Origin of the sequence: Bremerella volcania (assembly GCF_007748115.1) — a bacterium.
GTDB lineage: Bacteria > Planctomycetota > Planctomycetia > Pirellulales > Pirellulaceae > Bremerella > Bremerella volcania.
This window is the reverse complement of sequence record NZ_CP036289.1, coordinates 744,001-770,098: the sequence shown is the minus strand read 5'-3', so window position 1 is coordinate 770,098 and position 26,098 is coordinate 744,001. Positions and strand designations below refer to the sequence as shown.

At 54.7% G+C, this 26,098-nt stretch carries 19 protein-coding genes; 10 read left to right on the top strand and 9 right to left on the bottom strand.

Annotated features, from left to right (window positions below):
- Positions 1 to 95: 95 nt before the first annotated feature.
- Positions 96 to 881: a glycosyltransferase family 2 protein gene (locus tag Pan97_RS03165; RefSeq protein ID WP_144970671.1), complete on the top strand. Its 786-nt coding sequence runs from the start codon at positions 96 to 98 to the stop codon at positions 879 to 881.
- Positions 882 to 906: 25 nt separating this feature from the next.
- Here the strand turns inward: Pan97_RS03165 and Pan97_RS03160 are convergent, their stop codons facing one another.
- Positions 907 to 2,652, bottom strand: a complete 1,746-nt coding sequence (locus Pan97_RS03160; protein ID WP_144970669.1) for a hypothetical protein — start codon at positions 2,650 to 2,652, stop codon at positions 907 to 909.
- A gap of 463 nt (positions 2,653 to 3,115) precedes the next feature.
- Here Pan97_RS03160 and Pan97_RS03155 point away from each other — a divergent pair, with 463 nt between their 5' ends.
- Both Pan97_RS03155 and Pan97_RS03150 read left to right on the top strand, forming a co-directional pair.
- Positions 3,116 to 4,396 (top strand): efflux RND transporter periplasmic adaptor subunit, encoded by a 1,281-nt coding sequence (locus Pan97_RS03155; protein WP_144970667.1) that lies wholly within the window; start codon positions 3,116 to 3,118, stop codon positions 4,394 to 4,396.
- A gap of 57 nt (positions 4,397 to 4,453) precedes the next feature.
- Entirely contained in the window at positions 4,454 to 7,855 is a 3,402-nt protein-coding gene (locus Pan97_RS03150; RefSeq protein ID WP_144970665.1) for an efflux RND transporter permease subunit, read from the top strand.
- Positions 7,856 to 7,940: 85 nt separating this feature from the next.
- On the opposite strand, the gene Pan97_RS03145 is transcribed toward Pan97_RS03150, so the two are convergent.
- The 8 genes from Pan97_RS03145 to Pan97_RS03110 all read right to left on the bottom strand — a co-directional run bounded on the left by Pan97_RS03145 (position 7,941) and on the right by Pan97_RS03110 (position 18,511).
- Positions 7,941 to 9,221: a GDSL-type esterase/lipase family protein gene (locus Pan97_RS03145; RefSeq protein WP_144970663.1), complete on the bottom strand. Its 1,281-nt coding sequence runs from the start codon at positions 9,219 to 9,221 to the stop codon at positions 7,941 to 7,943.
- Between the two features lie 143 nt (positions 9,222 to 9,364).
- Positions 9,365 to 10,651, bottom strand: coding sequence for a DUF1501 domain-containing protein (locus Pan97_RS03140; RefSeq protein ID WP_144970662.1), 1,287 nt, complete (start codon positions 10,649 to 10,651; stop codon positions 9,365 to 9,367).
- A 63-nt stretch (positions 10,652 to 10,714) separates the two neighbouring features.
- Positions 10,715 to 14,437, bottom strand: a complete 3,723-nt coding sequence (locus Pan97_RS03135) for a DUF1553 domain-containing protein (RefSeq protein ID WP_144970660.1) — start codon at positions 14,435 to 14,437, stop codon at positions 10,715 to 10,717.
- 74 nt (positions 14,438 to 14,511) lie between these two features.
- Positions 14,512 to 14,949 (bottom strand): hypothetical protein, encoded by a 438-nt coding sequence (locus Pan97_RS03130; RefSeq protein ID WP_196782267.1) that lies wholly within the window; start codon positions 14,947 to 14,949, stop codon positions 14,512 to 14,514.
- Positions 14,950 to 15,016: 67 nt separating this feature from the next.
- Entirely contained in the window at positions 15,017 to 15,952 is a 936-nt protein-coding gene (locus Pan97_RS03125) for a DUF1559 domain-containing protein (RefSeq protein WP_144970658.1), read from the bottom strand.
- A gap of 74 nt (positions 15,953 to 16,026) precedes the next feature.
- Positions 16,027 to 17,703 carry a FecR domain-containing protein gene (locus tag Pan97_RS03120; protein WP_144970656.1) on the bottom strand — a complete coding sequence of 559 codons (1,677 nt, stop codon included), beginning with the start codon at positions 17,701 to 17,703 and terminating at the stop codon, positions 16,027 to 16,029.
- Entirely contained in the window at positions 17,700 to 18,227 is a 528-nt protein-coding gene (locus tag Pan97_RS03115) for a sigma-70 family RNA polymerase sigma factor (RefSeq protein WP_165698586.1), read from the bottom strand. The genes Pan97_RS03120 and Pan97_RS03115 overlap by 4 nt, the downstream gene beginning before the upstream one ends.
- Entirely contained in the window at positions 18,224 to 18,511 is a 288-nt protein-coding gene (locus Pan97_RS03110) for a hypothetical protein (RefSeq protein WP_144970652.1), read from the bottom strand. Before Pan97_RS03110 ends, Pan97_RS03115 begins: the two co-directional genes overlap by 4 nt.
- Before the next feature lie 334 nt (positions 18,512 to 18,845).
- Between Pan97_RS03110 and Pan97_RS03105 the strand changes: the two genes are divergently transcribed.
- From Pan97_RS03105 to Pan97_RS03075, 7 genes are all read left to right on the top strand, one after another.
- On the top strand, positions 18,846 to 19,688 hold the full coding sequence (locus Pan97_RS03105) for an ABC transporter permease (RefSeq protein ID WP_241676400.1): 843 nt from the start codon (positions 18,846 to 18,848) through the stop codon (positions 19,686 to 19,688).
- Positions 19,689 to 21,011 carry an ABC transporter ATP-binding protein gene (locus tag Pan97_RS03100; protein WP_144970648.1) on the top strand — a complete coding sequence of 441 codons (1,323 nt, stop codon included), beginning with the start codon at positions 19,689 to 19,691 and terminating at the stop codon, positions 21,009 to 21,011.
- Positions 21,012 to 21,118: 107 nt separating this feature from the next.
- Complete coding sequence (locus Pan97_RS03095) at positions 21,119 to 21,802, top strand: cytidylyltransferase domain-containing protein (RefSeq protein ID WP_144970646.1); 684 nt, start codon at positions 21,119 to 21,121, stop codon at positions 21,800 to 21,802.
- A 15-nt stretch (positions 21,803 to 21,817) separates the two neighbouring features.
- On the top strand, positions 21,818 to 22,906 hold the full coding sequence (locus tag Pan97_RS03090) for a polysaccharide pyruvyl transferase family protein (protein WP_144970644.1): 1,089 nt from the start codon (positions 21,818 to 21,820) through the stop codon (positions 22,904 to 22,906).
- A gap of 78 nt (positions 22,907 to 22,984) precedes the next feature.
- On the top strand, positions 22,985 to 23,995 hold the full coding sequence (locus Pan97_RS03085) for an N-acetylneuraminate synthase family protein (RefSeq protein ID WP_144970642.1): 1,011 nt from the start codon (positions 22,985 to 22,987) through the stop codon (positions 23,993 to 23,995).
- A 23-nt stretch (positions 23,996 to 24,018) separates the two neighbouring features.
- Positions 24,019 to 25,047, top strand: coding sequence for a hypothetical protein (locus Pan97_RS03080; protein ID WP_144970640.1), 1,029 nt, complete (start codon positions 24,019 to 24,021; stop codon positions 25,045 to 25,047).
- A 13-nt stretch (positions 25,048 to 25,060) separates the two neighbouring features.
- Positions 25,061 to 26,095 carry a hypothetical protein gene (locus Pan97_RS03075; protein WP_144970638.1) on the top strand — a complete coding sequence of 345 codons (1,035 nt, stop codon included), beginning with the start codon at positions 25,061 to 25,063 and terminating at the stop codon, positions 26,093 to 26,095.
- Positions 26,096 to 26,098: the final 3 nt, after the last annotated feature.

The following is a 26,098-nucleotide window of genomic DNA, read 5'->3' as shown; positions in this document are numbered from 1 at the left end:
CCTTGACCCTTTCGCTATTGTTGGCCTATACCATTGGGCGAAATCGAGTCGCTCGACCGTTCAGCTAGCACCGCTGCTTTCGAAGGAAGCCCACGTTGAATACCACACTTTCCATCGTCGTCCCGTGTTACAACGAATCGAAGAATCTGGACCGACTGGTCTCGGCGTTTCGCGACGCGATCGGCAGTCGAAAGGATATCGAACTGGTGCTGGTCGATAACGGCTCGAAGGACGACACACCCCAAGTCATGGCCGATCTGCTAGATCGTCCGGAGAACGCGTTTGCCCGCTCGGTTTTGGTCGACGTCAATCAAGGCTACGGCTACGGGATTCTGTTCGGCCTCCGCAAGAGCCGAGGCGAGTACCTGGCCTGGACGCATGCCGATCTGCAAACTCCCCCAGAGGACGTCATCCGGGCATTGGATCGCCTCATGCAGATGCCCAATCCCAAACACGCGTTGGTCCGCGGCAACCGCAAAGGTCGCCCGATGTTTGATCAATTCTTTACCTCAGCCATGGGCTGGGTCGCATCGGCGGCGCTGGGGGGTTCGTACTTTGACGTCAACGCCCAGCCCAAAGTGTTCCATCACTCGCTGATGCAGCACATGGACGAGGCACCGTATGACTTTACGCTGGACTTGTACATCCTGTACGTGGCAAGCGAACGGAAGATGGATGTCGAGCTGGTCGACGTCCGGTTCGACCTGCGTACCGAAGGGGAATCCAAGGGAGGCGGAACGCTTCTTGGCAAATATCGCCTATGCAAGCGCACCTTTGGTCAGATCTGGAAACTGCGAAAATCGCTCAAGCAATCGCAGCGTCCGTTTTCGACCCAACACGAGGAAGCAGAAGCACCGGTAGACAAACGATCTGCCGCTTGAGCAACTGAGCGAATTCACACTCCTGCTAACGGTACGAGATCGGGATATCGATGTAGTTGTCCCCCTTTTCATCGAACGTGAACTGTTCCAACTGCCGTAGCGTTATCCTCAGGGTGTAATCACCAGGACGGCGCGGAAGCAGGATCGGCACCTCGCGGGTGAACGATTCACCTGGGGGCACTTTGTCCGGCACATCGGTAGCGGCCTGCCAGTGGGGCAATTGCTCTCCCTCGATCCAGCCAGGCACGATTTGAATTGCGTTCTCTCTTGAATGTTCCCACGTCTCGGACCCTTCGTTGGTAACCGTGATGGGTACCGTAAAGTAGGTTTGTGGGAAACGCCGTCCCAGCAATTCAAAGCGGTAGATGCCATTCTTTGCCGCGGCTCGCTTCACGAGTTCTTCCTGATCAACCCTGATCGAACATCGAGGGGCCTTGAGGACAGGCTGCGTCTGTTCCATATCAAGCTGCACGACCTGGAAGTCAGGCACGCGCACCAGATCAACCGGGCCATAGACTCGTTTGAAGCACTGTGTATATGTCAGCACGGCAAAAATCAAGAGCAGCCCGACTGGGTAAAGCATCCTTTTTCCCATCAGCGGAAAGCAGATCACGATGGTCGCCAACACCGTCCCCATGGCCTTGGAGTAACCGCTGATATCGATCCAAACCACTTCCGACATCATCGACAAGACCAGGAAGTAAGGCAAAAGAATCAACGCCAGGGACAACTTGCGGCGAACGCTCCACAGGACGACGAATCCCATCATCAAAGTGACGTAGTAAAACGGTCTGATCACATAGTCAGGCGAACGAACCGAGGACCTGAAAAACGCAAAGAACGGGTAGTCAAGCATGACGCCGCCAGATCCTTCCGATCCCGTCTGACCAAAGACCGTCCGCAAGTACAATTGCCAGGCGATGAAGACCGCGCAGGGAACCAGCAAGACAATCAACTGCCACAGCGGTGTTCGATAGGCCCAAAAGTTCCAGGCACTTGGTCTTCCACTGAAGATAGTCGACTGCGGCTCGGATTCCGGAGTAACCATGACCAATTCCGCCAAACGCCGCAGACCGATCGCCCGCAAGGTCACCACCATCCATCCGCCTGTATCGGGATTGCCTTTCCAGGGAATCATCCCGGCAAAGGACGCAGCGAGTATGGTTCCCGCGATCAGAAAATAGGGCTCGCGCGTCAGACACATCAACGTCGCCGCCGCGGCATAAGCGATGGGCATGCCTCGAATCAACGCTAACATCGCGAGGATAAACAACGCATCTGCCAATGGATCTGGCTGACCATGCAGTAGGCAAATCGGTATTCCCACGTTCGCGGCCCATCCTAGACACCATAGTGGAGAATAGCGATGGGCAAACAACCATGCAGCGAGTGCCCCCATCCCCACACCAACAAACGGAAGCGAGGCGAACAAGTAAGTATGGGGGGAAACGTAATCGCTACCGATCGCCCAACTAAACACAGCAGCTACCAGCGGCAAGCCAATGCGCTGGTAACGATAAGGCGGAGCATCAATATGATCGTAAGCATCCGGATGGGGATCTAAGTAATTCGCCTGGAGGTAGTAGAACTGTCCATCCCAACCAATTTCATGGACAGGGTAGACCCCTTTCTCCACAAGACGCTGCGGTACCCCAAACCGGTACCCGGAAAGCAGCATGCCACTCCACTCGTTGCAATACCGGCTGTATGCGGCAACGCAGAGGACAAAATACGCTATCCCGGTACCCACCAGCGCCGTAATCACAAACACGGCGAGAATCCTTCGAGAAGAAACCTCCTCTGCGCTGGTTGAAGAATCCGAATCCATTCGAAACTTACCTGGTCTTACAAAAGTTCAGATTCGCCTTCTCGTGCATGTTGACGAGTTTTCCAAAGCGAGAGAACCAGCGGATGTCGTAAATGAGATCTTTACCAATGAAAGACCTCGTAAGGCTCTCCGAGTGTAGTCGAAACGACTTTGTAGATAGTCAGATACGCCGATACGTTTCTCCTAGAATGCATAGACTACCCTAGCCTCACGGATAATCAAAGGTGGAAATGCTTCCCGCTGCGGCATCAGATCGGCTGCCCTAGCCATGATTTTGGAGAAGTACGTGATTTCTGTATGAAGAGGGACTACCAGACCTCGTGTAATCTGGAAGCCGTCACGGTATAAAGGGAAACATCTTTCAGCTCTGGGATAGAGACAACGAGACCAGCAACAGGAAGTAGTAATGCAGCTGAACGTGCTTCGCCTGACGATCACTCTGACACTTGCTCTACTTATCACCATCGGCTGTGGCCCGCGCCGGCAGATGCCCAAAGCCGAACCACCGAATGTGACCGTGGCCCCTGCCATCAAACGCCAGGTCGTCGACTTCAGCGAGTATACCGGCCACATCGAAGCGGTTTCTTCGGTCGATGTTTACGCCAAAGTATCTGGCTACCTGCAGAGGGTTGCTTTTGAAGATGGGGCGATGGTCAAGAAGGGGGATCTTCTGTTCGAGATCGATAAGCGGACCTACCAGGCCGAGTACGATCAAGCCGTTTCCCAAAAAGAACTTTACGTTGCCAAAAACGAGTTGGCCCAGGCAACCTTGGCCCGCAACAAAAAGCTGGTAGGCAGCGGAGCAGTCAGCCAGGAACTTTTCGATGAAAGTGTCGCGGCCGCCAATGAGGCAGTCGCTCAGGTCAATGCGGCCGATTCCGAAATTGCCGCCCGCAAAGTCGACCTTGATTATTGCACGATCAATGCAGCGATCAGCGGCCGCATAGATCGAACGTACGTTACCGATGGAAATCTTGTTCAAAGTGGAGTTGGTGAACCAACGCTTCTGACTACCATCGTATCGGTCGACCCCATCTACGCCTACTTCGACGTCGACGAACTCGCTTTGTTGAGCTATATCCAACGGCACAGCTCAGAAACCAATCCGCAAGAGGAAGGCTCACTACGAGAATTGAAGATCCCCGTCCAAATCTACCTCGCCGATGGCTCGGAATATCCCCACCTGGGAACAATTGACTTCGGCTCGAATCAAGTCAACGCAGGCTCTGGAACGCTGACCGTACGTGCCGTGATTCCAAATCCCAAAGGGGCCCTCCGCCCCGGGCTTTTCGTTCGAGTCAAGGTTGCCACGAAGGCCCCCTACGATGCCGTGTTAGTTCCCGAGGGCGCTATCGGTGCCGATCAGAGTGATCGGTATGTTTACGTACTCGATAAAGACGGCAACGCGGAGCGTCGCAGTGTTCAACTGGGAACCAAGCAAGGCTCACTACGAGTCGTTGAAGAAGGTCTTGCCGAGGGGGAAAAAGTCATTGTGAATGGTCTGCTATTGGTACGCCCCGGCAAACCGGTCAAGCCGCAGGACACGACCATGCCAGAACCTCCTCCGATTGATGAGAAGGTCCTTCGTTCCGTCAAAGAAAACGAGAAGCCCGTGTCGAATTCGCCTCCGCAGCAACCTGCCAATCAGACGAACCAGCCATCCGCGCCGATGCCGGGTGGTTCTTAATCAAAGTCGCAACCTTGTTCATTTGATTGCCAAATCACACCGACGAAAGATAGCAACGTGCTGGCTCGCTTCTTTATCGATCGCCCCATCTTTGCCTGGGTTATCTCCATTATCATCGTCTTGGCGGGCACGATCTGCGTGTGGATATTGCCTATTGCCCAGTATCCCGAAATCGCCCCGCCGACGGTTTCGGTAACATGCCAATACCCTGGTGCAAGTGCGGATGTCGTCGCTGAAACGGTGGCGGCCCCGATCGAACAACAGGTCGTTGGCGTCGAAGATGCACTTTACATGTCGTCGCAGTCGGCGAGTGACGGAAGTTACACATTAACGGTCACCTTCGCATTGGGAACCGACCTGGACATGGCCCAGGTTCTGGTTCAAAACCGCGTTGCTCAAGCCACTCCGCTGCTGCCGGACGTGGTGAAAGCCACTGGGGTGACGACCAAAAAGAAGTCCCCTAATATTTTGCTCGCGGTGAATCTCTTCTCCGAAGATGACCCCGAGACCGGCCAACCTCTGCTCGACAACCTTTACCTAAGCAACTACGCCACCATTCAAATCCGTGACCAATTGGCCAGCCTTGAGGGGGTCGGTGACGTGGGCATCCTGGGGCAGCAAGATTACAGCATGCGTGTCTGGCTAAACCCGAATGCCCTCGCATCGCGTAGCATGTCCGCAGGCGAAGTGGTCGCTTCCCTAAAGGAGCAGAACGTTCAGGTTGCCGCCGGGCAGATCGGTCAACCGCCGGTTCCTCCGGGGCAGGAAATGCAGCTCACGATGACGACCCTGGGACGATTGAAAACGCCTGAGCAATTTGAAGATATCGTCGTGAAAACGGGAAGTGACGGCCAAATCACACGCATCCGTGATATCGGCAGCGTCGAACTCGGTGCCAAGAACTTGAACACGATCTGCCGGTTCGACCAGAAGCCTTCGGCAGGGATTGGCATCTTCCAATTACCTGGCTCCAATGCGCTTGATGTGGGGGATCGCGTCAAACGCAAGATGGAAGAGTTAAAGGAGAAGTTCCCACCAGGCCTTAAGTACGAGATTGGCTACGATACGACTCCCTTCATTAAACAGTCGGTGGAAGAAGTCTTCAAAACGCTTCGCGACGCGATCATCCTGGTTGCCATCGTCGTCCTCTTCTTTCTCCAGGACTGGAAAGCGGTAATGCTACCGCTGATCGACGTGGGCGTATCGCTCATCGGGACCTTCGCGATCATGGCGATGATGGGCTTCACGCTCAATAACTTAACGCTGTTTGGCCTGGTGCTTGCCATTGGCATAGTCGTGGACGATGCAATTGTCGTGCTCGAGAATATCGAGCGTTGGATTGGCATGGGCTACAAGGTCCGCGACGCCACGATTCATGCGATGGAAGAAATCACCGGTCCCATTGTGGCAATCACGCTCGTGTTGAGCAGCGTATTTTTCCCCAGCGCCTTCCTGGGAGGCGTCACGGGGCAGTTCTTCCGGCAGTTTGCACTGACGATCGCGGCAGCCATGCTGATTTCAGCCATGAACGCCATGACGATGACCCCGGCCAGAGCGACCTCGATTTTCCGCGACCCGAAGCCAGGCGAAGACCATACGCAACATCGCGAAGCGTTGCCATGGTGGGGAATTACCGCGCTGGGTGGAGTTCTGCTGGTATGGCTGGGAAGTACTTTCCTGGGTGGTTCCGGCGAGCATGGCGAAGAGGGATTGCCCTTGTGGATGCAAGCCGCGCTCTTCGTTCCAGGTGCCGTCATCGGTTATCTACTATCCCACACGGTGAACCGTGCCTTAGCGGCCGTATTCGGTGTCTTCAACACCATCTTCGATTGGGTGACCAACTTCTACGGCCGGGGCATCGCATCGCTGCTTCGCATCAGTGCCGTGGCGGTGATCGTGTACGTCGGGCTGATCGGATTGACCGGTTACGGTTTCAATGCAGTGCCGGCCGGCTTCATTCCCACCCAGGATCAAGGGTACCTGGTTTTCGATGTACAACTTCCCGACTCAGCCTCGCGGGAACGTACCGACAAGGTCATGACCGAGGTAGAAAAGATTGCGATGGAGACGCCTGGCATCGCCCATGTCGTCGACGTATCGGGCCAATCTTTTGTGCAAAACGCGGTCAGTTCCAATCTTGGCGGCGGCTTCTTTTCACTGGCCCCCTTCTCGGAGAGAACGGGAAAAGAAACCACGTCCGAATACATCGCGATGGAACTGCGTAAGAAGTTCAGCAAGATCCAAGAGGCCCGCGTTTCCGTATTCGAGGCTCCCCCAATCAACGGTCTGGGAAATGCTGGCGGCTTCAAGCTGATGGTCGAAGACCGTGGCGACAACGGTTATGCCGTCCTACAGGCCCAAGCCGATCGACTGGCCAATCTGGCTTTAGAGCAGCCCGGCATCGTGGTCGCTTTCAGTACTTTCCGTGCCAATACGCCGCAGTTGTTTGTCGACATTGATCGCGAAAAGTGCAAAAGCATGGGAGTCGAGCTAGACGCCGTCTTCGAAGCACTCCAAGTCTATATGGGTGGCTACTATGTGAATGACTTCAATCGTTTCGGCCGGACCTGGCAGGTCAACGTCCAGGCCGATTCCAAGTTTCGCGTGAATGCCGAAACGGTCCGCCAGTTCAAAGTCAAAAGCGTCACTGGTGAAATGGTTCCTCTGGGAACGCTTTGTACCATTGAAGACAGTACCGGGCCGATGTTCATCAATCGTTACAACAACTTCCCCGCAGCGGCCATCAATGGGGTGAATGTACCGATCGTCAGCACCGGCGAAGTGCTCACGATGATGAACGATCTGGCCGCCCAAGAGCTGCCTGCCTCGATGGAAGCGGAATGGACCGAGATTTCGTTCCTGCAGGAACAGGCCAGCCAGTTTCAATCGTTTAAGGATGTACTGCAGAATCCGATCTCAGCACTGATTGGCGCGGTGATTCTGGTCTATTTGATCCTGGCGGCACTTTACGAAAGCTGGGAGCTGCCGGTCACGATTATTCTGGTGGTCCCCATGTGCGTTCTGGCCGCGCTTACCGGTGTCATCATCGCGCACATGGCGCTCAACATCTTCGTCCAGATCGGCTTTGTGGTGTTAGTGGGGTTGGCATGCAAGAACGCGATTCTTGTGGTCGAGTTCGCCAAGGATCTGATGGAGAAGGAAAACAAGCCACTTCTGGAAGCCACGGTTCAAGCATGCATTGTTCGTTTGCGGCCGATCGTCATGACCAGCTTTGCGTTTATCCTGGGCGTAGCGCCTTTGCTTTGGGGACACGGCGCCGGGGCGGAAATGCGTTTCTCGCTTGGTGTCGCCGTGTTCAGCGGCATGCTGGGTGTGACCGGTTTCGGCCTGATCTTTACGCCGGTCTTCTTCTATGTCGTGATGAAGTTCTTGCAAAAAGAAGGTCTCTCCCCAATCCACAGCCAAGAGCCGGAACCTGAGCCACCCATGGAACCGTAAGACGGCCCTTATCGACGATCCGACGCCGCTGAGACGAGCAATCTCTCAAGCGGCGTTTGTCCCATTCGCCGAATCAAAAATCTTCCTAGGGGACGATATCTCCCAGCACGAGGATCTGACTGGCACGCACATTCGTACCCTGGTACTTGGGCGTCTTCAATTCCTCTTCTGGGTTCTTCAGGCGGAACGCAACCGGCTGCCGATCAGGCTGATCGGGATGGATCTCGATCGTCACCTCATGAACCTTTTCAGGGTCGAGATCACCGGCCAGGGAAAGGGTGGCAATGCGGTGGTAGGTGCAGTAGCTATCGAATCGTGGCACTGGCTTCTCGCGGGGCTTGCCATCAACGGTAATGACAACCTGACCACCATCGGGGCCGAGCAAGTCGTACAATTTGGCGGACGACCCCTTAAAGCGGAACGTCAACTTGCTGCCTGGCTCGGCTGCTTCGTAGATCTGGCCCATTCGGTTACCAAACCGCTTTTGAAGCGTGCTATCTTCCGCTAGTGCTTTCCAGTCTCCGCTGAGCATGTCCGAACTGATCGGCACCATTTTCGCGGCTTGCCAATGGTCGCTGATAAACGAGTCCTTAAGCTTGGCCCGATGATCCACGGGATGGGCGTTGGCTGCCATCTGCTCAATCGCATCGGCCAGCACTTCCGTATAAATCTCGTGACCAGCATCGAAAGGATGAACGCCATCTTTTGAAAATTGAATCTTACCGTCCTCGGGTTCGTCGCTCTGAAAGATGAGCTTGCCATCCGATTCCAATTCCACGATCTTCTTCGCGAAGTTCACCGACGGAATTCCATAGTGGTCGGCCAACAATTCCATGGCAGAGGCTGCCTGAGGGCATTCGCCTTTTCGAAGTGGTTCTTCGTAGTTCACACGAAACGTATAAACGAAACAGATATCCGTTTTGGGATTGGCCGCCCAGGTCTGACGAACGATCCCCTCCATGGCCTTCCAGATACGATCCGGCGGTGCCCCACCATCGTTCACGGCGAACTCTACAAATAGAAGATCCGGTTTATGCCGCAAGGCATCCCGCTCTAAGCGAAACACTCCCAAGTCGCTCCCGGTCCCACCGATCGCGGCGTGAATCTCCTCGATCGTGGCCTGGGGGTACTTCTGCTTCAGCCAGGCCGTCGTCTTAACACGCCATCCGTTGGCTGCCGTAATCGATCCACCCAGGTAAGCAACGCGAACGGTCTGGCCCGCTTCAAGTTTTGCCAGCACATTGCCCAATCCATCGCGAGGCTTCACAAGCTCGGCTTGAACCACGTGGTAGGCTGGTTCCGCAGTAGTGACCGTGGGGACAAGAGCAACAAAACAAAGTGCCAACGTGGCCAGTGCAGATTTCATGGGAAAGGTTCCATCGAGGTAGGTTATCAGAGGGCTCTTTAGTCTAATCACGCTCTACAATGTTTGCGAGACAATCAATAAGAAGCCCAGGCCACCGAGAACCTGGGCTCATCTTATGGAACTGCTGAGAGAGCTGGCACCAACTACCCAAAGAGTTTGGCAATTGGCTTACCACCATCGGTGATGGGTACCGGCCGGTCTCCGTCATAGAGGGACTTCGCATAGTCAATCCCCAGCGAAGCGTGGATCGTCGCAAAGAAGTCAGGCACCGAGACCGGATCGGAAACGATCTTCTGCGAAAGCTCGTCCGTTACGCCGTATGCCCCTTGATGCTTCAGGCCGCCACCGGCCAGCACGCAGGTGAATGCCGAACTTTGATGTCCGCGTCCTCCCCCGCCATCGAATTGGGGAGGTCGACCGAACTCGGTCGTGATTACCACCAGCGTTTTGTCCAGCAGCTTTTGATTCTCCAAGTCGAGAATCAGTGTTGAGACGGCATCGTCCATTTCACGAATCAACTTGTGCTGATCGAGGATGCCTCGATTGTGCACGTCCCACCCTGCCCCGTTCAGGAAATTGAGGTTGTGAGATACTTCAATGAATCGTACGCCCCTCTGGACGAGTCGACGCGAAAGCAGGCATCGTTGGCCGAACTCGCCACCGTAGCTTTCCCGCAGTTCGGCTGGCTCACTATCCAGGGCAAAGCTCTTCATGAACTCCGGTCCGCTCAATCGCAGGCTCAACTCAGCTGCTGCTTCGTAGTCACGCAGGCGAGCATCCATCGTTTTGGGCTGAACGCCACGAAGAGCCGTCAGATACTTCTCACGGCGCAGCTGCCGCTCTGGCGTGATGGCATCGGGGCGAGATAGACCAGCCGGCCCACGTCCCGTCTCGGTAAGATACAGGTAACTATGCTGTGCCCCCAGGAAACCCGGGCCACGCGAACTATTGGGGTATCCAATGAGCACGTAGGGAGGTGCCGCCTCGGAAACGGCCCCTCGCTCGTGAGCAATAATCGAACCAAGGGATGGGTACACAACCGTGCCGCTCACAGGGCGGCCGACATGCATCCAGTTGGTAGCCGCGGCATGCTCATCAATCACCGAGTGGTTCACCGTGCGAACCGCGGTAATACGGTCCATGATCGAAGCAACCTTCGGCAAGTGCTCGCAAAGTTCCACGCCATCGACAGCGGTGGGAATCGAGTCGTAGTACGAACCGGCCTGTTTTTTGGCAGGATCTCCCTTCCGCTTGGGATCGAATGTATCGATCTGCCCCATCCCTCCGCCCAGCCAGATCGAGATAACGTGCTCGGCCTGGCCTTGGATGCGATGGCCCTCGGACGAAGCCCACACTGGAGTCGCTGCCACGCTTGCGGCAGCGGCACCAGTCGCCAGAAACTCGCGTCGGTTTAGTGCTGAGTTATTCATTGAAAATATCCTTGTATCGGGTTCAACTGTTTTGCAGGAGGAATACGCCGTGCATTAACAGCACTAGGGCATCCAAACGAATTCCTTGAGGTTCACGACGCTCCAGACGAAGTCTTCGTAGCGCATTCGCCAGTCCGATTGAAGACGCGGATCGGCAGGCGGGCCCTGGCGAACACGCTGGGCATGTTGCTGTTGAATCGTATTCGCTTCCGATCGTAGGTGATTCGACCATGTGACCTGAGGCAAACGCTCCCATGGTTCCGGCTGGACCACTTCACTCGGCGGAACGAGTCGATCAGCAAAGCCCTCGGAAAGTCGCTCGTGGAATAACGAGCGTTCCTCATCCGTTGGGTATCGACTCAGAAACCGCAGAAACACGGAATCGATCAGGGCATCGACCGACTTCGCATTGACGGCCAGGTCAGCCAGGGCAGAGCCATCCGCGGCTTTGGTCAAGTTGATCGTCAAGTTGCTGTTCGCCATCACCGCAGGTTGGCGAACATTCGGATCGGTTTCGCGATCGGTTTTGGGTGCCTGGCGATCGGCCGACCATCCAAACGCCGACAGTACTTCGGTAACCATTGCCGCGTACGGAAAGGTAAGACTTGGCCGATCGCGTTCGTTCGAGAGGCTCACGAACATCCAACTGCGATGCGGCGTGCCGAAGTTATTCCGACTGCCTGCCGCGCGGCGTCCATCAGGATCGATCGTCATCGTTTCGACGTCCATTTCACGTCCCGTTGCGGCATACAACGAATCGACAATCTGCTCGGCCGTCATGCGGCGGCGCTCCGGAGCGTTGAACAGACGCTGAGAGGGTTCCGCAGTCAAATTCTCGCCAATCGCCTCTTGCTGATAGAGTTCCGAGGTCATGATGACTTTCACCAGGTGCTTGACGTCATAGTCGTTGGCAACAAGCTCTTTCGCCAACCATTCGAGAAGCTCGGGATGACTCGGAGGATTCCCTTCCCAGTCGTGCGGCAATTCAACCAGACCGGCGCCAATCAGCCGGCGCCAAACGCGATTGGCAATCACTTGGGCAAACCGCGTGTTCTGTGGTGCCGTGATCAACGTTGCCAACTTCTCGCGACTGTCCTCCTTGTTCTGCATCAGGGTCCAGAGTTGTTCGTTGTCATCTGCCCCGGTCAACTCGGCGAAGGGCCACGTCGGCGTGACGGGCTCGCCTGGCTTGAGGGTGACCTTGATCAAGGAATCACGCTCCTTGGCCTCAAAGAAGCCAGGCGGCACGGTACTCGACTTGGGTACCGTCACCGACTTACGAGCAAACATGGCGGCAAGAGAATAAAGATCACGCTGAGTCGTGGAGTGATAGGGGGAGTCATGGCAACGCGCACATTGCATTTCAATCCCCAGAAAGGCGCTCGCGACGACGTGTCCCTTGGCGGCCAGTGGGGCGTCGTTCTGGGCTGCCTGAGCAAAACCAGCGCTGCCCCCTTCGGGGCCACTACCTCGCATCATCATCAGCTCGGTGACCATCCGGTCGATTCCCTTATCATCGACAAGCGAGTCGTACAGGAACCAGCGAAACGGACCGGTGGCGTTGAGGGTAGCATTGATCATCGTCGGATTCTCGGCCAGTAGATCCTGCCAGTAACTGACCCAGTGGTCGGCCCAACGAGGATCGGCAAGCAAGCGATCGATCAGCTTCTCTCGCTTGTCTGGAGAGGCGTCCTTCAGGAACGCACTCACTTCGGCCTCAGATGGAACGACACCGACCGTATCGAGGTATGCCCGTCGAATAAACGCCGCGTCACTGACAATGGAAGCTCGCGTGGTGCGATCTTCAGCCAGCGAGGGCTGCGGCCACTTCGCCCCATCGGTAATCCACTTTTCGAGTATCTGAATTTTCTCTTCCGACACTGGATTGCCCGTCGGTGGCATTCGCGTGTCTTCATCCTTGCTTCGCATGCGAGTGATCATTTGGCTGGCATGAGGATCGCCCGGCTTGATTGCCGGCTCGCCTGAGAAACCTCCCAGCACCGCCAACTCACGATCATTCAATGAGAGACCACCCTTGTCCTTCTCGCCATGACAACGAAAACACTCGCTGCGAAGAATGGGAAGCACCTTCGAGTGAAAGTGATCCGATTCGTCCATGGGCGAGTCACCGCTGGCGGCCTTGACCTCTTCAATCCAAGCAACAATGAAAGCATCAATCGGGTGTTTCACACCAGCCGATGTCGCTGGAATGCCTGGCTGCGGATTCTGGTCAACCCAGTCTCGGCCCATCCGGTGCCGCTGCTCCCATCGCTGATCCTGAATGGCAGATGCGAGGTGACGATTTCGATCATTGAGTCGGGTCATCGAAGCCGAAATGCGATCAAGTTCTGCTTCGACGGCGGAATCCGTCAGAGGAAGCGGATCACTCGCAAGATTTACTGGTCGCAAAATCGAAAAGGTCTCTTCACCATCGGTGCTGATCGCCACGGTCAGTTCACCAGGCTCGGCTCGGAAACGCTTGCCCCCAGCGATCGCTTCTACGACTACCCGGACCGGGCCTGACTTCTCAGCCGAAACGGACGCCTTCACTTCCTGGCAACGATGCCACTTCGGACGATGTCCCGGAGCAGGCGGCGGCGAGACCGGAGTGATCGGCTCTTCTCCATCCGGCGATCCGGAAAGCGGTGCGGTTTTCGCAATCAATTTGCCATCCACCCAAACCCGCGACATACCCCGGGCACGCAGAAGCAATGTGTGCTTGCCTTGCGGGAGCATCACATTGCCTGCCATGCGAATGACGACAGGCGCTTTCCAGGCCGTGCGAATTCCCCAGTCGTCGTACCGTACCGGAAGTTGATCGAGCAGGAAGGACTTGCCTGTCCATCGTGCCGTAACTTCCGGGAAGGATTCATCCGTCATCAGCCAGCGGTCGTGAGCAGGAAAGTCATCGTGAAAGGTCACCTGAACTTCATTGGGGGGAATAAAACCTAGTTCCGGCATGGTCTCCGGCGCCGGCCCGATGATCGTTCGCTTGCCCTCATACCGAAAACGCTTCTTGAGCGTTTCATCGCTGAGAATCTCGCGATGAATGGCAATCGAATCCAGCCCTCCTCGGAAGCTCGTCGTGGGTGCTCCCCCCATCGATGAACCAATCCAGATTTCATCATCGTCGACAATCGGGGCGTCCTCGGTTGGCCCACCCATATCCCAAAAGCCGTCGACCTTCTGTCCGTCGATCCATGTGCCTACGCTCTTGGGTTCTCCGAACCGGTAGGTAGCCGCAACATGGTGCCAGCCACTACGAGGGATAAAACCTTCGCGAGACGTCCAGCGATGCCAATGACCTTGACCTTCCGTGGAATTCGGCGTGGCGAAAAGAAAACTCACGCATGCCTTGCCATCAAGGCGTCGGATGCGGAGTGCCCAGTTCTGATTGTCCCGTGCGAATCCGGCTCGATTGGTTCGGCCTTTGCCAATCACATACGTGTTTTCTCCTTCACGCAGATCACGGACGTTCACCCAGGCTTCTAAGGTAATCTCGTCTCCGTTGGTAAAATCAAATGGGCTGAGTTTACCTGGATCGGAAAAGACAAATCGCGAACCACTTCCATCAAACTCGACGGCTGTGTTGTTGACTGGAAAGTCGGGAAAGCTCGGCGGACGTGGCCCAGGCACATCGCGATGGACACCTCCGACGGATCGCAGGGGTGTCTCTTCTTCAGTACCAAACTCCCAGCTCGCGGCAGGTTCTTCCGCGAACGCAATAGTTACATTCCATGTCACCAACAGCAGGCAGGGAACTAAGATTGGACGGATAAGATTCATGGGATGGCCTTCCGGAATCGTCTTCATGGTGGGATGTGGTTGTTGGCGGGCAAGGCGTGGCAGGAAGTAGAACGCTAGTCTTTCAGTTCCAGCGTAAATTGATTGTCACCATTGGATACGACCTCGGCCGTAAGTTCGCTGGTGGAGAAACTGGTGTACTTCTTCGGAATCATCGACTTGGGAACCGCCATCTCGGTATTCGCGGCGGTCTCGGCCATGGTACCGGCATCGGCTTCGGTTGCGGTGACGGCAATTTGGTGCTTACCAACGATGGCCCCATCACCGTTTCCGTACGTCGATAGCGAAAAACTGCCATCCGATTGGATCTCTCCGGTTGCTGGTGATCCAGCCTGAGGTCGGAAACTCACTCGTCCATAGGGAAGTGGCTTACCGTTGTAGGTGACAACGCCGGTCACCGGTGCTGTCTCCAATCCCTTCTCCCCGAAGCAACCAGAACAGAGCATCAAACTGGCCGAAGCCAGAAACAGGAAACTGAAAAAACGCATATTCATCTCCAAATACCATCGATGAATTACGATGGTGAAGGTTTTCATTAGGGTGGTGATCCACCAGGTAGGCTTAAGGGATGGAGTGCGTCTCACCGCCATTGATCGTCGCAACCGTCCGGTAAACATCAAAATTGATGGTTTCCGGCAGGAAGTGAACACTGCCGTCGGCCGCGGCAAAATTAGCGCCACCGGGATGCTTGCTGGTAAATGGAAGGTGATTGAACGCAATCCCATCGTTTCGATCACGGCGGGAATTGATCGTGTCCTCGTAGATGATCTTCACGTTATAGAGTGCGCCGTTGACGGTGCTCGTCGTTCCAGTGATCCAGACTCTCACGTTGCCGGGAAATCCGCTATTCACGCCAGTGCGGTCGCTGTGCGTGAAATCGCCAATCATGATCGTATTGCTCAACCCATCCACGATATCGGCGGCGCGGCGTTCGCCATTGATTCGGAAGACGCCGTTGGACGTGATCATCCCATGCCCGGCGTTGCCCGGCAGGTTTTGATCGAGGGAAGAATCATTGAAGTAGACGCCGGCGATACCTTGGTAAGTGAACAACGCTCCATCGGAAAAAAGTGAACTCGAACTGTTCTTGGGAGCGCCATTGAAACTGGGGCAGATATACCCATCGACAACGGTTCGACGGATGTCTTGATGCGCGGCAGCCAGGGGATTCAATGAAAAGTTGTACTGATCGTACAAGGCGTTCTGTTCAATGAACGGCAAAATGGCCACGGCCCAGCCATGCGAGTCCCATTGACCAGATTGCAGTTTGTAATAAGAACCCGGCGGGAAGCTTCCCTGGCTGATGTCCATATAGTTGTGACAGGCAAGCCCCATCTGCTTCAGGTTGTTCGAGCATTGCATACGACGAGCTGCCTCGCGAGCCTGTTGCACGGCCGGCAGCAAAAGAGCGATGAGAATCCCAATGATGGCGATGACGACAAGTAACTCGACAAGCGTGAAACCAGCCTGGCGTGATCGAGAGAGTGATAGGGACATAAACGGAATGCTTTCGTGACGAGAAAAGGAATCGAGAAAAAGAATGTATTAGGGGTAATCAGGCATGACTCTTCTTAACTTTCAACCTCGGGAAGACCCGCGATGAACGTTGGATCGACGATGTCGTCATCATTCAACGCATCTTGGAAAAACAATCCATCCACAAGAGCCCCTTCTTCGTAACCGAGATCGGATAGGTCAATTCCCACGGCAATCGCGTGAAATTTGACGGCCTGAACCACAGGGGTCGATGGGAACGCTTCCAACTGGGTAAGGGAACGGGGAACCTGCTCAAACTTTTGCAGGAAGAGTGTCCTCACTTGCAAAGCTTCCGGCGATTCCAAAGTCAAGTCGTAGGAGGTTATCGTGTGCGAATGCAAGCCATCTCGAAACTCGAGGGGGCTGACGTGAAACGCATCTCCAACAAGCGGGTTCGAGAACATTTGAAGCTCGAAGAATACAACGTCGGCGCCGGGACCGTTCTTAACAGGCCCATCAAACCGGATCGCCATTCCAGGCGTACCAAATTGCCCTGCTTCATCATCGACGGCCAGATTAGGACTCTCAGTCAGCGGCTGCCGGCTTCCGCCAATATTGATGATGCCGGTACGGATGCTTCGATCGGAGGCGAAACTGCCGTGGACCGCCGGAAGCTGGCTATCCCCGATCAGATAACCGTGGCTCTCCTGGGCATGGAAATGAGTTACCTGGGAACCGATGAGATCTTCCACCGCGTAGTGATACCGTTTCCCGCCGCGTTGAACCTGAACTCTGACCAATTCATCGGCGCGACCATCTTCAGACAGCGTCGCTTCATAGGCAACGACGCGATCGGGTAAATGCCGCTTGTATTGATCGGCCTGGAAGGGAACGGCGACTGCGACCTGAGGGCCTACGTGCGAAAACCGACGAGCGTCCGTCGAGTTGAGACGTAACCCAGAAAGCTCCCCGTCAACATCACTCTTGGGTGATTTCTCTTTTCCGTAAATATCCGCCGCACCTTCAACGACTTGAACCTCGGTAGCATTGTCTTCCAGCACATGAACCGAGAATCGCGTGCCTCGGTCGACGACATTCACCTCCGGGGTCTCTACCTGAAAGCCTTCGGCGCCATCGGGAGCGTGGACACTGCAGCGACCGATATCAAGAGCCAGTTTCTCGTTCGATTCCACACGAAACACCGCCGGGCCTTCAATAATTGCCGAAGCGCCCTTTTGAAAAGCGAGTTCGACCATTCCCTCCATTAACACGTAGTCGCGCTGATGTATCGGCGAAGAAAAGACTTTCGGTGGCATTTCACCGAAGAAACGAGCATGTGACAGATTGGCAAATTGAACACCATCAACTTGCTTCGGTTGTCGCATCGATCGGGAGTTCTCTACTCGGGAGAGCGAGTTCTGAGCCACGGGGCTTGCTCTCCACGGAAGCATCGCTCCCACCAAAAAAGCGATCGGCAGCAAAATGGCGACAGCCAATCCCGATTGCCAGAGGGCAACGCCTGACTGGCGCTGGGCGTTTGCTCCAGCGCTTCGTGTTGGGAGTTCCGCCAATGGACTTTCGCTCGCCGAAAAAGCAATTTCCGGCAAGTCCTCATGGATTTGCAAGGCGTCAAGGTAAAGCTGTCTCGCTGCGGGATCTTCTTTAAGCAGTTGGTCGAGCCGATTAAACTGCTCATCGGTCATCGATCCATCGATAAGAGCCGCGACGAGATCACTTACCTGGCGTTCATTGTTATTGTTGTCTTCACTCATCGGGTGCCCTCCGCGGCTAGCGACTTATGTACGCAGGTGGCCAGCAAATACCGTATCCGAGCCAATGAGCGATATAGCTTCGCCACAGGCTCCTCGATTCTCTGCGCCAGGCTTTCCACCGTTTCTTCACTGAAGTATCGCAATTCAACCAAACGTCGATCTTGGTCTCCTAGCTTGCGAAGACATGCGTCGAGGGCCGTTCTTCGCTGTTCCGACAACTGCTGATGCTCCTGATACTCGGCCGCGATTGCCTCGACGACTTCGTCCGAGAAATGACGGCCTCGTGTCTTGGCTCGCTTTCGATGCTGAAGCACCTCGAACAGAGCGAACCGGCAAGCCCAATTGAAGAATGGTTGAGTTGAATCGTACTGATCGAACTTCCGCATCAACGCAATTGCCGTTTCTTGCAAAATGTCGTCCACATCCGCCATTACCGGCACCAGTGCGCAAACGTATCGCCGCAAGCGACCTTCGTCCCTGGCATACAGCCGAACAAACTCTTCATTCTGCTTGGTGATTCTCACGAGCACTCCGCCTTGGCCTTACCTACTTGAGTCATCCTGAAACCAACCAATTCTCGCCAGAAAATCGAGAAACTATCCTCTTTCCCGAAAGAACCCAGTCCAAAATCAGCCCAAGATGTTTTACTGCAAGCACTTAAGGCTAAAACGGCCAAGTACAAAACATCGCCAGGCTTAAGGGATGAAAAGGTCAACGCGTCCAATGAATAAGGGCCTTTTAGCTCGCCGTTATTTCCGATCTGAAGTGAAATCAGGCGCGGCGTATAAGCCTCGCGGCAAATCGGCATTTACCTATCATTAACAGAGACAAGGCACACTACTCGATCGCGAAAGCACGATTCCCGGGCAAGTCGAATGAAGTCCAGTTGCGGACACAAAAAACCTCAAGCCTTTTATCAATAGCTACTTACATTTCAATCTCCATCCCTTCAACCGCTTCAATCCTGCCAAGTATTGGCGAACTCGAATTCCCAGTCACGGCCATCTATATTCACACCTCGCCATCACTGAGCTAACAAATTCTTAATAATTATCACGTAAACTCAGTTGTTTGAATCCCTGCACAGCTTGCCTGCTGGTAAGTCAGAACAGGACCTAGCGATTTGGTAACACTTGGTGACTATGGCTTCTGGCGAAGTACAGGACGACCTTCAGTATCACGGTGCTCGTCATCAGTGGGATTTGATCGACGTTCAGGAAGTCTGGCGGTTTCGCGAGTTGATTTGGATGTTTGCCTTACGCGACTTGAAGGTCCGTTATCGGCAGACGTTCGTTGGCATTGCTTGGGCAGTGATTCAGCCGCTGGCAATGATGCTTGTATTCGCTTTCTTCTTCCGCATTTCCGGAGGGAAGCCATCCGATAGCGGCCTTCCCTACGCAATCACCGCGTTATGCGGTTTGATTCCTTGGCAACTGTTTGCCTCGTCGGTAACTTCTGGCACCCAATCCATCGTGATCAATCAGCAACTGGTGACCAAGGTATATTTCCCGAAGATCATTTTGCCGCTCTCGTCCGTTGCGGTGGCCTTGGTCGATTTCAGTATCGCTTTTTGCATGCTGCTTCTCGTGATGATGTGGTACCAGGTCGTTCCGACCGTCGCGATACTTCTCTTGCCGCTGATGATCGTGATCGTCGTCGTGTGCTCGCTGGCCGTGTCGTTGTGGTTGTCAGCCCTCAACGCGATCTATCGGGACGTTCAATACCTCGTTCCCTTTATGCTCCAGATTGGCTTACTGGCGAGTCCCACCGTTTATGATGCCTCGATGGTTTCTCCCCAGTGGCGATGGCTTTACTCACTGAACCCGATGGTCGGTGCGTTGGAAGGCTTCCGCTGGGCACTGCTGGGCACTACTCCGCCGGCGCTAGCCCCCATGGCCATCTCTCTTGGTTGTATGTTTGCCATCCTGATCGGAGGCATGATCTACTTCCGACGGATGGAACGTTTATTTTCGGATCGAATCTAAATGCAGAAACCAGCGATCCGAGTCGAAGGACTGGGAAAGAAGTTCAAGATTGGCACCCAGCAATCCGGTCATCGGCTGACCGAATTGATCGCTGGCTATGCGCAATCGGTAATCACGGCCCCCGCTCGATTCATCGGCGCTCGTCGAAACTCCAACACGCAGGCCAATAGTCCGTCACTCTCTGAATTCTGGGCGTTTCGCGATCTCAACTTCGACATCCAGGAAGGGGAAGTCGTTGGCATCATCGGTCGAAATGGAGCCGGCAAGAGCACGCTTCTGAAGGTCCTCTCTCGGATTACCGAGCCAACCGAAGGGCGCTTTGGCGTTCGAGGCCGAATCAGTTCGCTGCTGGAGGTCGGTACCGGTTTTCACCCCGAGTTGACTGGGCGAGAGAACATTTATCTCAGTGGCGTTGTACTCGGCATGAAGCAGGCCGAGGTGAAGCGGAAGTTTGATCAAATCGTCGAGTTCTCAGGCACGGAAAAGTTTCTCGATACGCCGGTCAAGCGTTTCTCATCAGGCATGCAGGTTCGACTTGGTTTCGCGGTTGCCGCTTTTCTAGAACCTGAAATCCTCATCGTGGACGAAGTCCTTGCGGTGGGGGACCACGAGTTTCAGAAGAAGTGCCTGGGCAAGATGTCCGACATCGCCCAGCAGGGACGCACGATTCTTTTTGTCAGCCACAACGCTGGTGCCGTCAAGCAAATGTGCTCGCGATGCATCTGGCTCCGAGACGGATCCGTCCACGGCGATGGTGACCCGCAATCAGTCCTCAACGATTACATGTCTCCCGACCAGGGAGATCTTTACCACTTGCCTGTGAAGGGGAAACTCGGTGTCGAGGTTCGCTCGATTTCATTGAACGACACGCCCGTCAGCGTTGATCGTCGTGTCCGCTTTTCGTCCCACTTCCATTTGAAGTTTGAGATCGGGGCCGATTCCCCCATTCCCAACCTCCAATTAACGGCACGCATCGCCCAGCGCGGAAACGCCCTTTGCGAACTCAATACCTCTTACAACGGAATGAATGTATCGGTTGACCAGGGCGAAGAGATTTCTGTTTCGTGCGATATCGAGTCCCTCCCCTTGCTCCCAGGCACGTACGATCTGCTGCTTCAGCTTCGCGGAGCAGGGATGCGAAGAGATTTGCTTTCCTGGACCCCAGTCGGGCAGATCGAGATCATCCCCAACATCGACCTGGAGCATGACGACCATGGCCAGTTTCATCAGTCGTTTGAGTTGCGGCCACCGGTGCTTTGCCCCCAGAAGTGGACCGTGCAGCGTGCCGAACAGGTTCACGCAGGCACAAGACCTCCCAGGTGAAAGCCTCCTGAAATCGCCAAAAACCAAAGCAGCCATTCCTTAAAGACACCCCTGGTACCTCATGACCTTGATTGAAATTACCGCCGGCATAGGAGAGCGATAAGTCGATGAACGACTCGCCTCCGTCCCAGGTAGGTGCCGTGGTATTGGCACGGACCGACTCGACACGGTTTCCTCGGAAAGTCTTCACGGACTTTATGGGACAGCCGATGCTGGGGTACCTGCTTGAGCGTCTGACACATTGCTTTCCGAAACAGCAGATCGTCGTTGCGACTTCGGATCGGACGATCGACGACGACATCACTCGGTTTTGTGAAGAATATCAAGTTCCCTGTTTCCGCGGAGATCTCAACAACGTTTGCCATCGAGCCATCAGCGCTGCGAAGTCGCAAGGCTGGCAGTGGTTCGCCAGAGTCAATGGAGACAGCCCTCTGTTTGACGAGTCCTTGACTAGGCGCGCCATCGACGTCTGCCTAACCAAACAGCTCGATCTGGTGACGAACCTGGTTCCGCGTTCGTTTCCCTACGGGATCAGTAGCGAAATCGTTCGCACGTCCACCTTGGAACGAATGATGCCTCTGGCCGAAGAATGCGAACTGGAACACGTCACCAAAGTGCTTTATGAGCATCTCGATTCGATTCATTGGGAGAACATCTCCCTGGACGAAGACGTAAGTTCCATCCGGATGACCGTCGACACCCCCGACGATTTACGCCAGTTAACCGAGCGCATTACGCGCTGCGGAGTCGGATCCTCCGCCGTTACCTTTCGAGACCTGATTCCTACTTAATCTTAGAAACACGTCATGTACACCATTTTCAATATCCGACCGGTTGGCTTTAACATCGGCAACGATGCGATTCATCTAGGGATCCGGTCGTTTCTGGAAAAGGCCTTAGATAGCCACGTTAACCTGATTACCATTCCTGCCGTTTCGCATTACGAATCCCATGCGAAAGCGGGGCTGACTGCCAGAACTATTTTCGAAATCAATCAGTTTGGCGATGGCGTGATCGTGGGAGGGGGTAACCTCTTTGAGAACGGCGAGATTTCCGTATCACCGCAAGCATTGCCCTCACTTGAACCGCCACTGATGATCTACTCGGTCTCGCGCGGTCGCATTTACAATCGCCGAATGGAGCTTGTCGATCGAACCGACGTGATCACCGATCATGTCTTGAAGGCGCTCTCGGAAAGAGCCGATCTGAGCTATCTGCGCGACCAGGCGACGGTTGATTATCTGCATTCCATCGGCTGCACCAAAACTCGGCTTGGCGGCTGCCCGACTATATTTCTCAATCAAATTAAGTCGCAATTGCCACCGCTATCACCTGAAATGCAGAACGAAGTCCTGATCTCAATTCGTAACCCGAATCTGATGAACATTCCACTCGGGCTTCAGGCACGGGTTCGTGATGACCTGCAACGACTGATTCGACTGTGCCAAGAGCGATTCGACAAGCCGGTTCGACTACTGTGTCACGACCATCGTGATATTCCTTTTGCGGCATCTTTGGGGCAGATCGAATACATCTATACAAGCGACATTTACTACTACTTGTCGCTGCTGGCGAACACGTTTCTGAATGTTTCGTATCGACTCCACGCGACGCTTCCGACGCTGTCCTTTGGGAAGCCAAGCGTCAGCATCGTCTATGACGAACGGGCCAGCAGTTTGTTCCAGACCTTGGGACTCGAAGACTTCTACGTCGACATCAACACCTCGTCGGACATTTGCGAAGACGTGATTCAAAAAAGCGAGGCGCTGCTGAGCAATAACGACCTGATGTCCCAGCTTCCAGAGAAGTGGGCAAAGTTTCAAGACATTTCCGAAACGGCATTCGGCGGGTTTGCTCAAAGAGTTCGCGATTATCAGGCCAGTTGCACGTACTAACGTTCCCCGACGTTTCATTCACGCGCGATTCAGGCCGTTGAGAACTAAAAAACATTCCACTGTCCCATCGAGAAATCCATGAAAACGAATCGAGACAACCTACACATCATTGCGGAAGCAGGAACCAATCACGGTGGAAAACTGGAAACGGCAAAATCTCTTGTCGATATCGCCGTCGATGCCAAGGCAGACTCGGTGAAGTTTCAGATGATCTATCCGGAAGGCCTGTATATTTCCAAACTTCTCAAGGATGGCGAACTTCAAGAAAACGAAGTGCTTGAGATTCGACGCAAAGGGATGCTCTCCGACGACGAGTACCGGGAACTGGCCAAGTATTGTCGCGAAAAGTCCATGCCGATGTCCGCTTCGGTTTTCGACCGTCAAGGGTTGGACCTACTCTCGGAGCTGGATCCACCCTATATCAAATTGGCATCCTGTGATCTCAACAATTATCCCTTGATCTCCCAGGCCTCGGAACTGGGAACGCGGCTTATCATTTCCACCGGGATGGCTTCCCTGATGGAAGTCGAACGCGCGGTGGATACCGCGGTGAAACACGGCGTCGGCGAACTCGTCATCCTGCACTGCGTGTCCTCGTATCCGGCTCCGCTCTCGATCATGAATCTGAATATGATCGATGTCCTGCGAACGGCTTTCGGAATGCCGGTGGGGCTCTCCGATCATACCGAATCGAGCATCGCAGCCGCCATCGCCATCAGCAAAGGGGCGACTTGGGTCGAAAAGCACTACACGTATGACCGCGGCGCGGAGGGATTCGACCACGTCTATGCCATGGAGCCTGAACCCATGAAGCAGTACATTGCCGACCTCAGAGCGACCCAAGAAGCCCTTCAGGCTCCCCTTCCCCGACATCGCTCGGAACAAGAGGCCAGCGTCATGCCGCGTGCTCGACGAGGTCTTTACGCAGCCCGCCCACTGGAACCGGGACAAGAAATTACTGCCGACGACGTCCTCATCGTCCGTCCCCAGAACTCCATGACGCCTGGCGACCTCGATTCGGTGGTAGGACGCAAGCTGACCGAAGCGGTTGCCCAGTACTTTCCTCTCGACTGGGAGTTGTTCCGTTGAACTCCAACCTGCGAGGAAAACGATTGGCGCGCGTCGTTGTCGTCTGCAAAGGCTCGGTAAAATCAGGTCTCGGGCACGTCATGCGCAGCCGCACATTTGCGAAACACGCCAGCCGCTGCTGCGAAGTCCATTTGATCGTGATCGGAGATCATTACCTTGATGCACTGCTCTCCGGGCTGGTGATCAAACATCACCTGTTTCGTGACGAAGCGGAGGCGATCGAAGCGATTCAGCAAATCTCGCCGGACCTCGTTTTCCTAGACATGCTCGAGTGTTCGGACGAGTTTTTCGCAGTCGTCAAACGATCAGAGGCCACGTTTTCACTGTCCCCGATCTTTTCGCATCTCAACAAAGTCGACTTGGTTTTCCATCGCACGTCCGTCCTGAACCCGAGATGGAGCGACGAAGGCCTGACGGACTCCCTACGTTGTGGCCTGCAATACAACATCATTCGAGAAAGCTGCGAGTCGATCCCCACCGAAGTTTATCTCCAAAATGCACAGCAGTTTCCCCTGGCAGTTGCTATTTCGATGGGTGGGACGGACGCCAGTAACAACACCTTAAAATTGCTGCAAGCAATCCGCGACATCCCGCGTCCGATTCTCTTCTGGGTACTGCTGGGCGAAGGCTACGGTCACTCCTACGAGGAGTTGGTTGAAGCGGTCAAACAAGATACCAATCACGAGATCATTTTGGCCAAAACAAGTGATTCGATGTGGCGGATCATGCGCAATTGTGCTCTGGCGATTCTTGCCGGCGGCACGGTTACCTACGAGTCCGCGTTCGCAGGTCTTCCCTCGATCAATTTGTTTCATTCGCCGGACAACTATTTTCTGGTGGAAGAATTAGCGGAAAAGGGAGCTTGCCTTTCTGCTGGGTATCCGATGGATGCGGCGGTTCACGTGGCCGCCGCCAATCTGGAATTCCTGGAATCCAATCGTGATTTGCTCGTTCAAATGCACACGGCCAGCAAGGACCTGATCGATAAGTCAGGCGCTCAGCGAATTATCGCCGAAGCATTGAATCACTATTGGTCACGCCAAGCTTCCTGAAGGTCTGTTAGCCATGATGACGTCGCTTGAGTTTTCTGATGAAAAGGAACTGGCGTGGCTTATCGAGAGGCTGCCTCCCATCGTGACGGTGCATCCTCGCTCGGAAGCGCAGTACTACGGAGCCGCCTGGGAGATTGCCCGTGCCCTTCATGATCCCCCCAAGCCAATCCATTCCGGGGCGTCGTGGGTCCACGGTTGGCGCATCGAGCCTAATACGTTCTGGCAGCAAGTCACCTCCATCGAGATTCGCAGTTTTCGCCACCTGGTCGCCACGCAAAAACAAGCCGATCTGTTGACCAGCTTTGGCTTCAAGGATGTCCATGCCGTTGGCTCGCCCTATATCTACGCGACGCCCCTGCCAACGACGCGCGTGCCTAATTCGCTGCTGGTGATGCCAACACACGCGCTTGCCCACACGATCCACAACTTCGACGAGGATATCTATGCCCAGGAAATCGCCGCGTTGAAGAGCCAGTTCGACGTGATAGTAGTCTGTATATCCGGAAACTGTCTCAAGCGAGGCATGTGGCACAAAGCCTTCGAGAAACATGGAATTCCATGGATCCGCGGTGCAAAAGTCGACGACCAAAATGCGTTGTGCCGCATGGCGACACTGTTCCAGTCGTTCGAGGCGATGACGACGCACGTCCTGGGATCGCATGTCCCTTACGCAGGCTACTCGGGTTGCCGGGTGTCCATCTTTGGAACCTATAACCATTTAGATTCCAGCGCATTGCGATACGATCCGAACTACAACAAGAATCCCCAACTGCTGCATGCAAACGTCCAGAAGCATGAGTTGGAATGGGTTCAATCCCAGTTTCCGCAACTGTTTACCGATCCCAAACAAGGCTATTGGAACCCCGAGTGGTACGGGGACCTGCTGGGTGAGCCATTCCGCCGACCTCCAGAAGAAGTCGCCCAATTACTGCAGTGGCAACCTTCTTTGGCTACCTACCTGCGAAGTCGTGCAGAGTGGGTATCCAACGACCTGCGAGCATCCACCAAGCGGATGTGGCACCGGATTGTCGGCACTCCCACGACATGATCG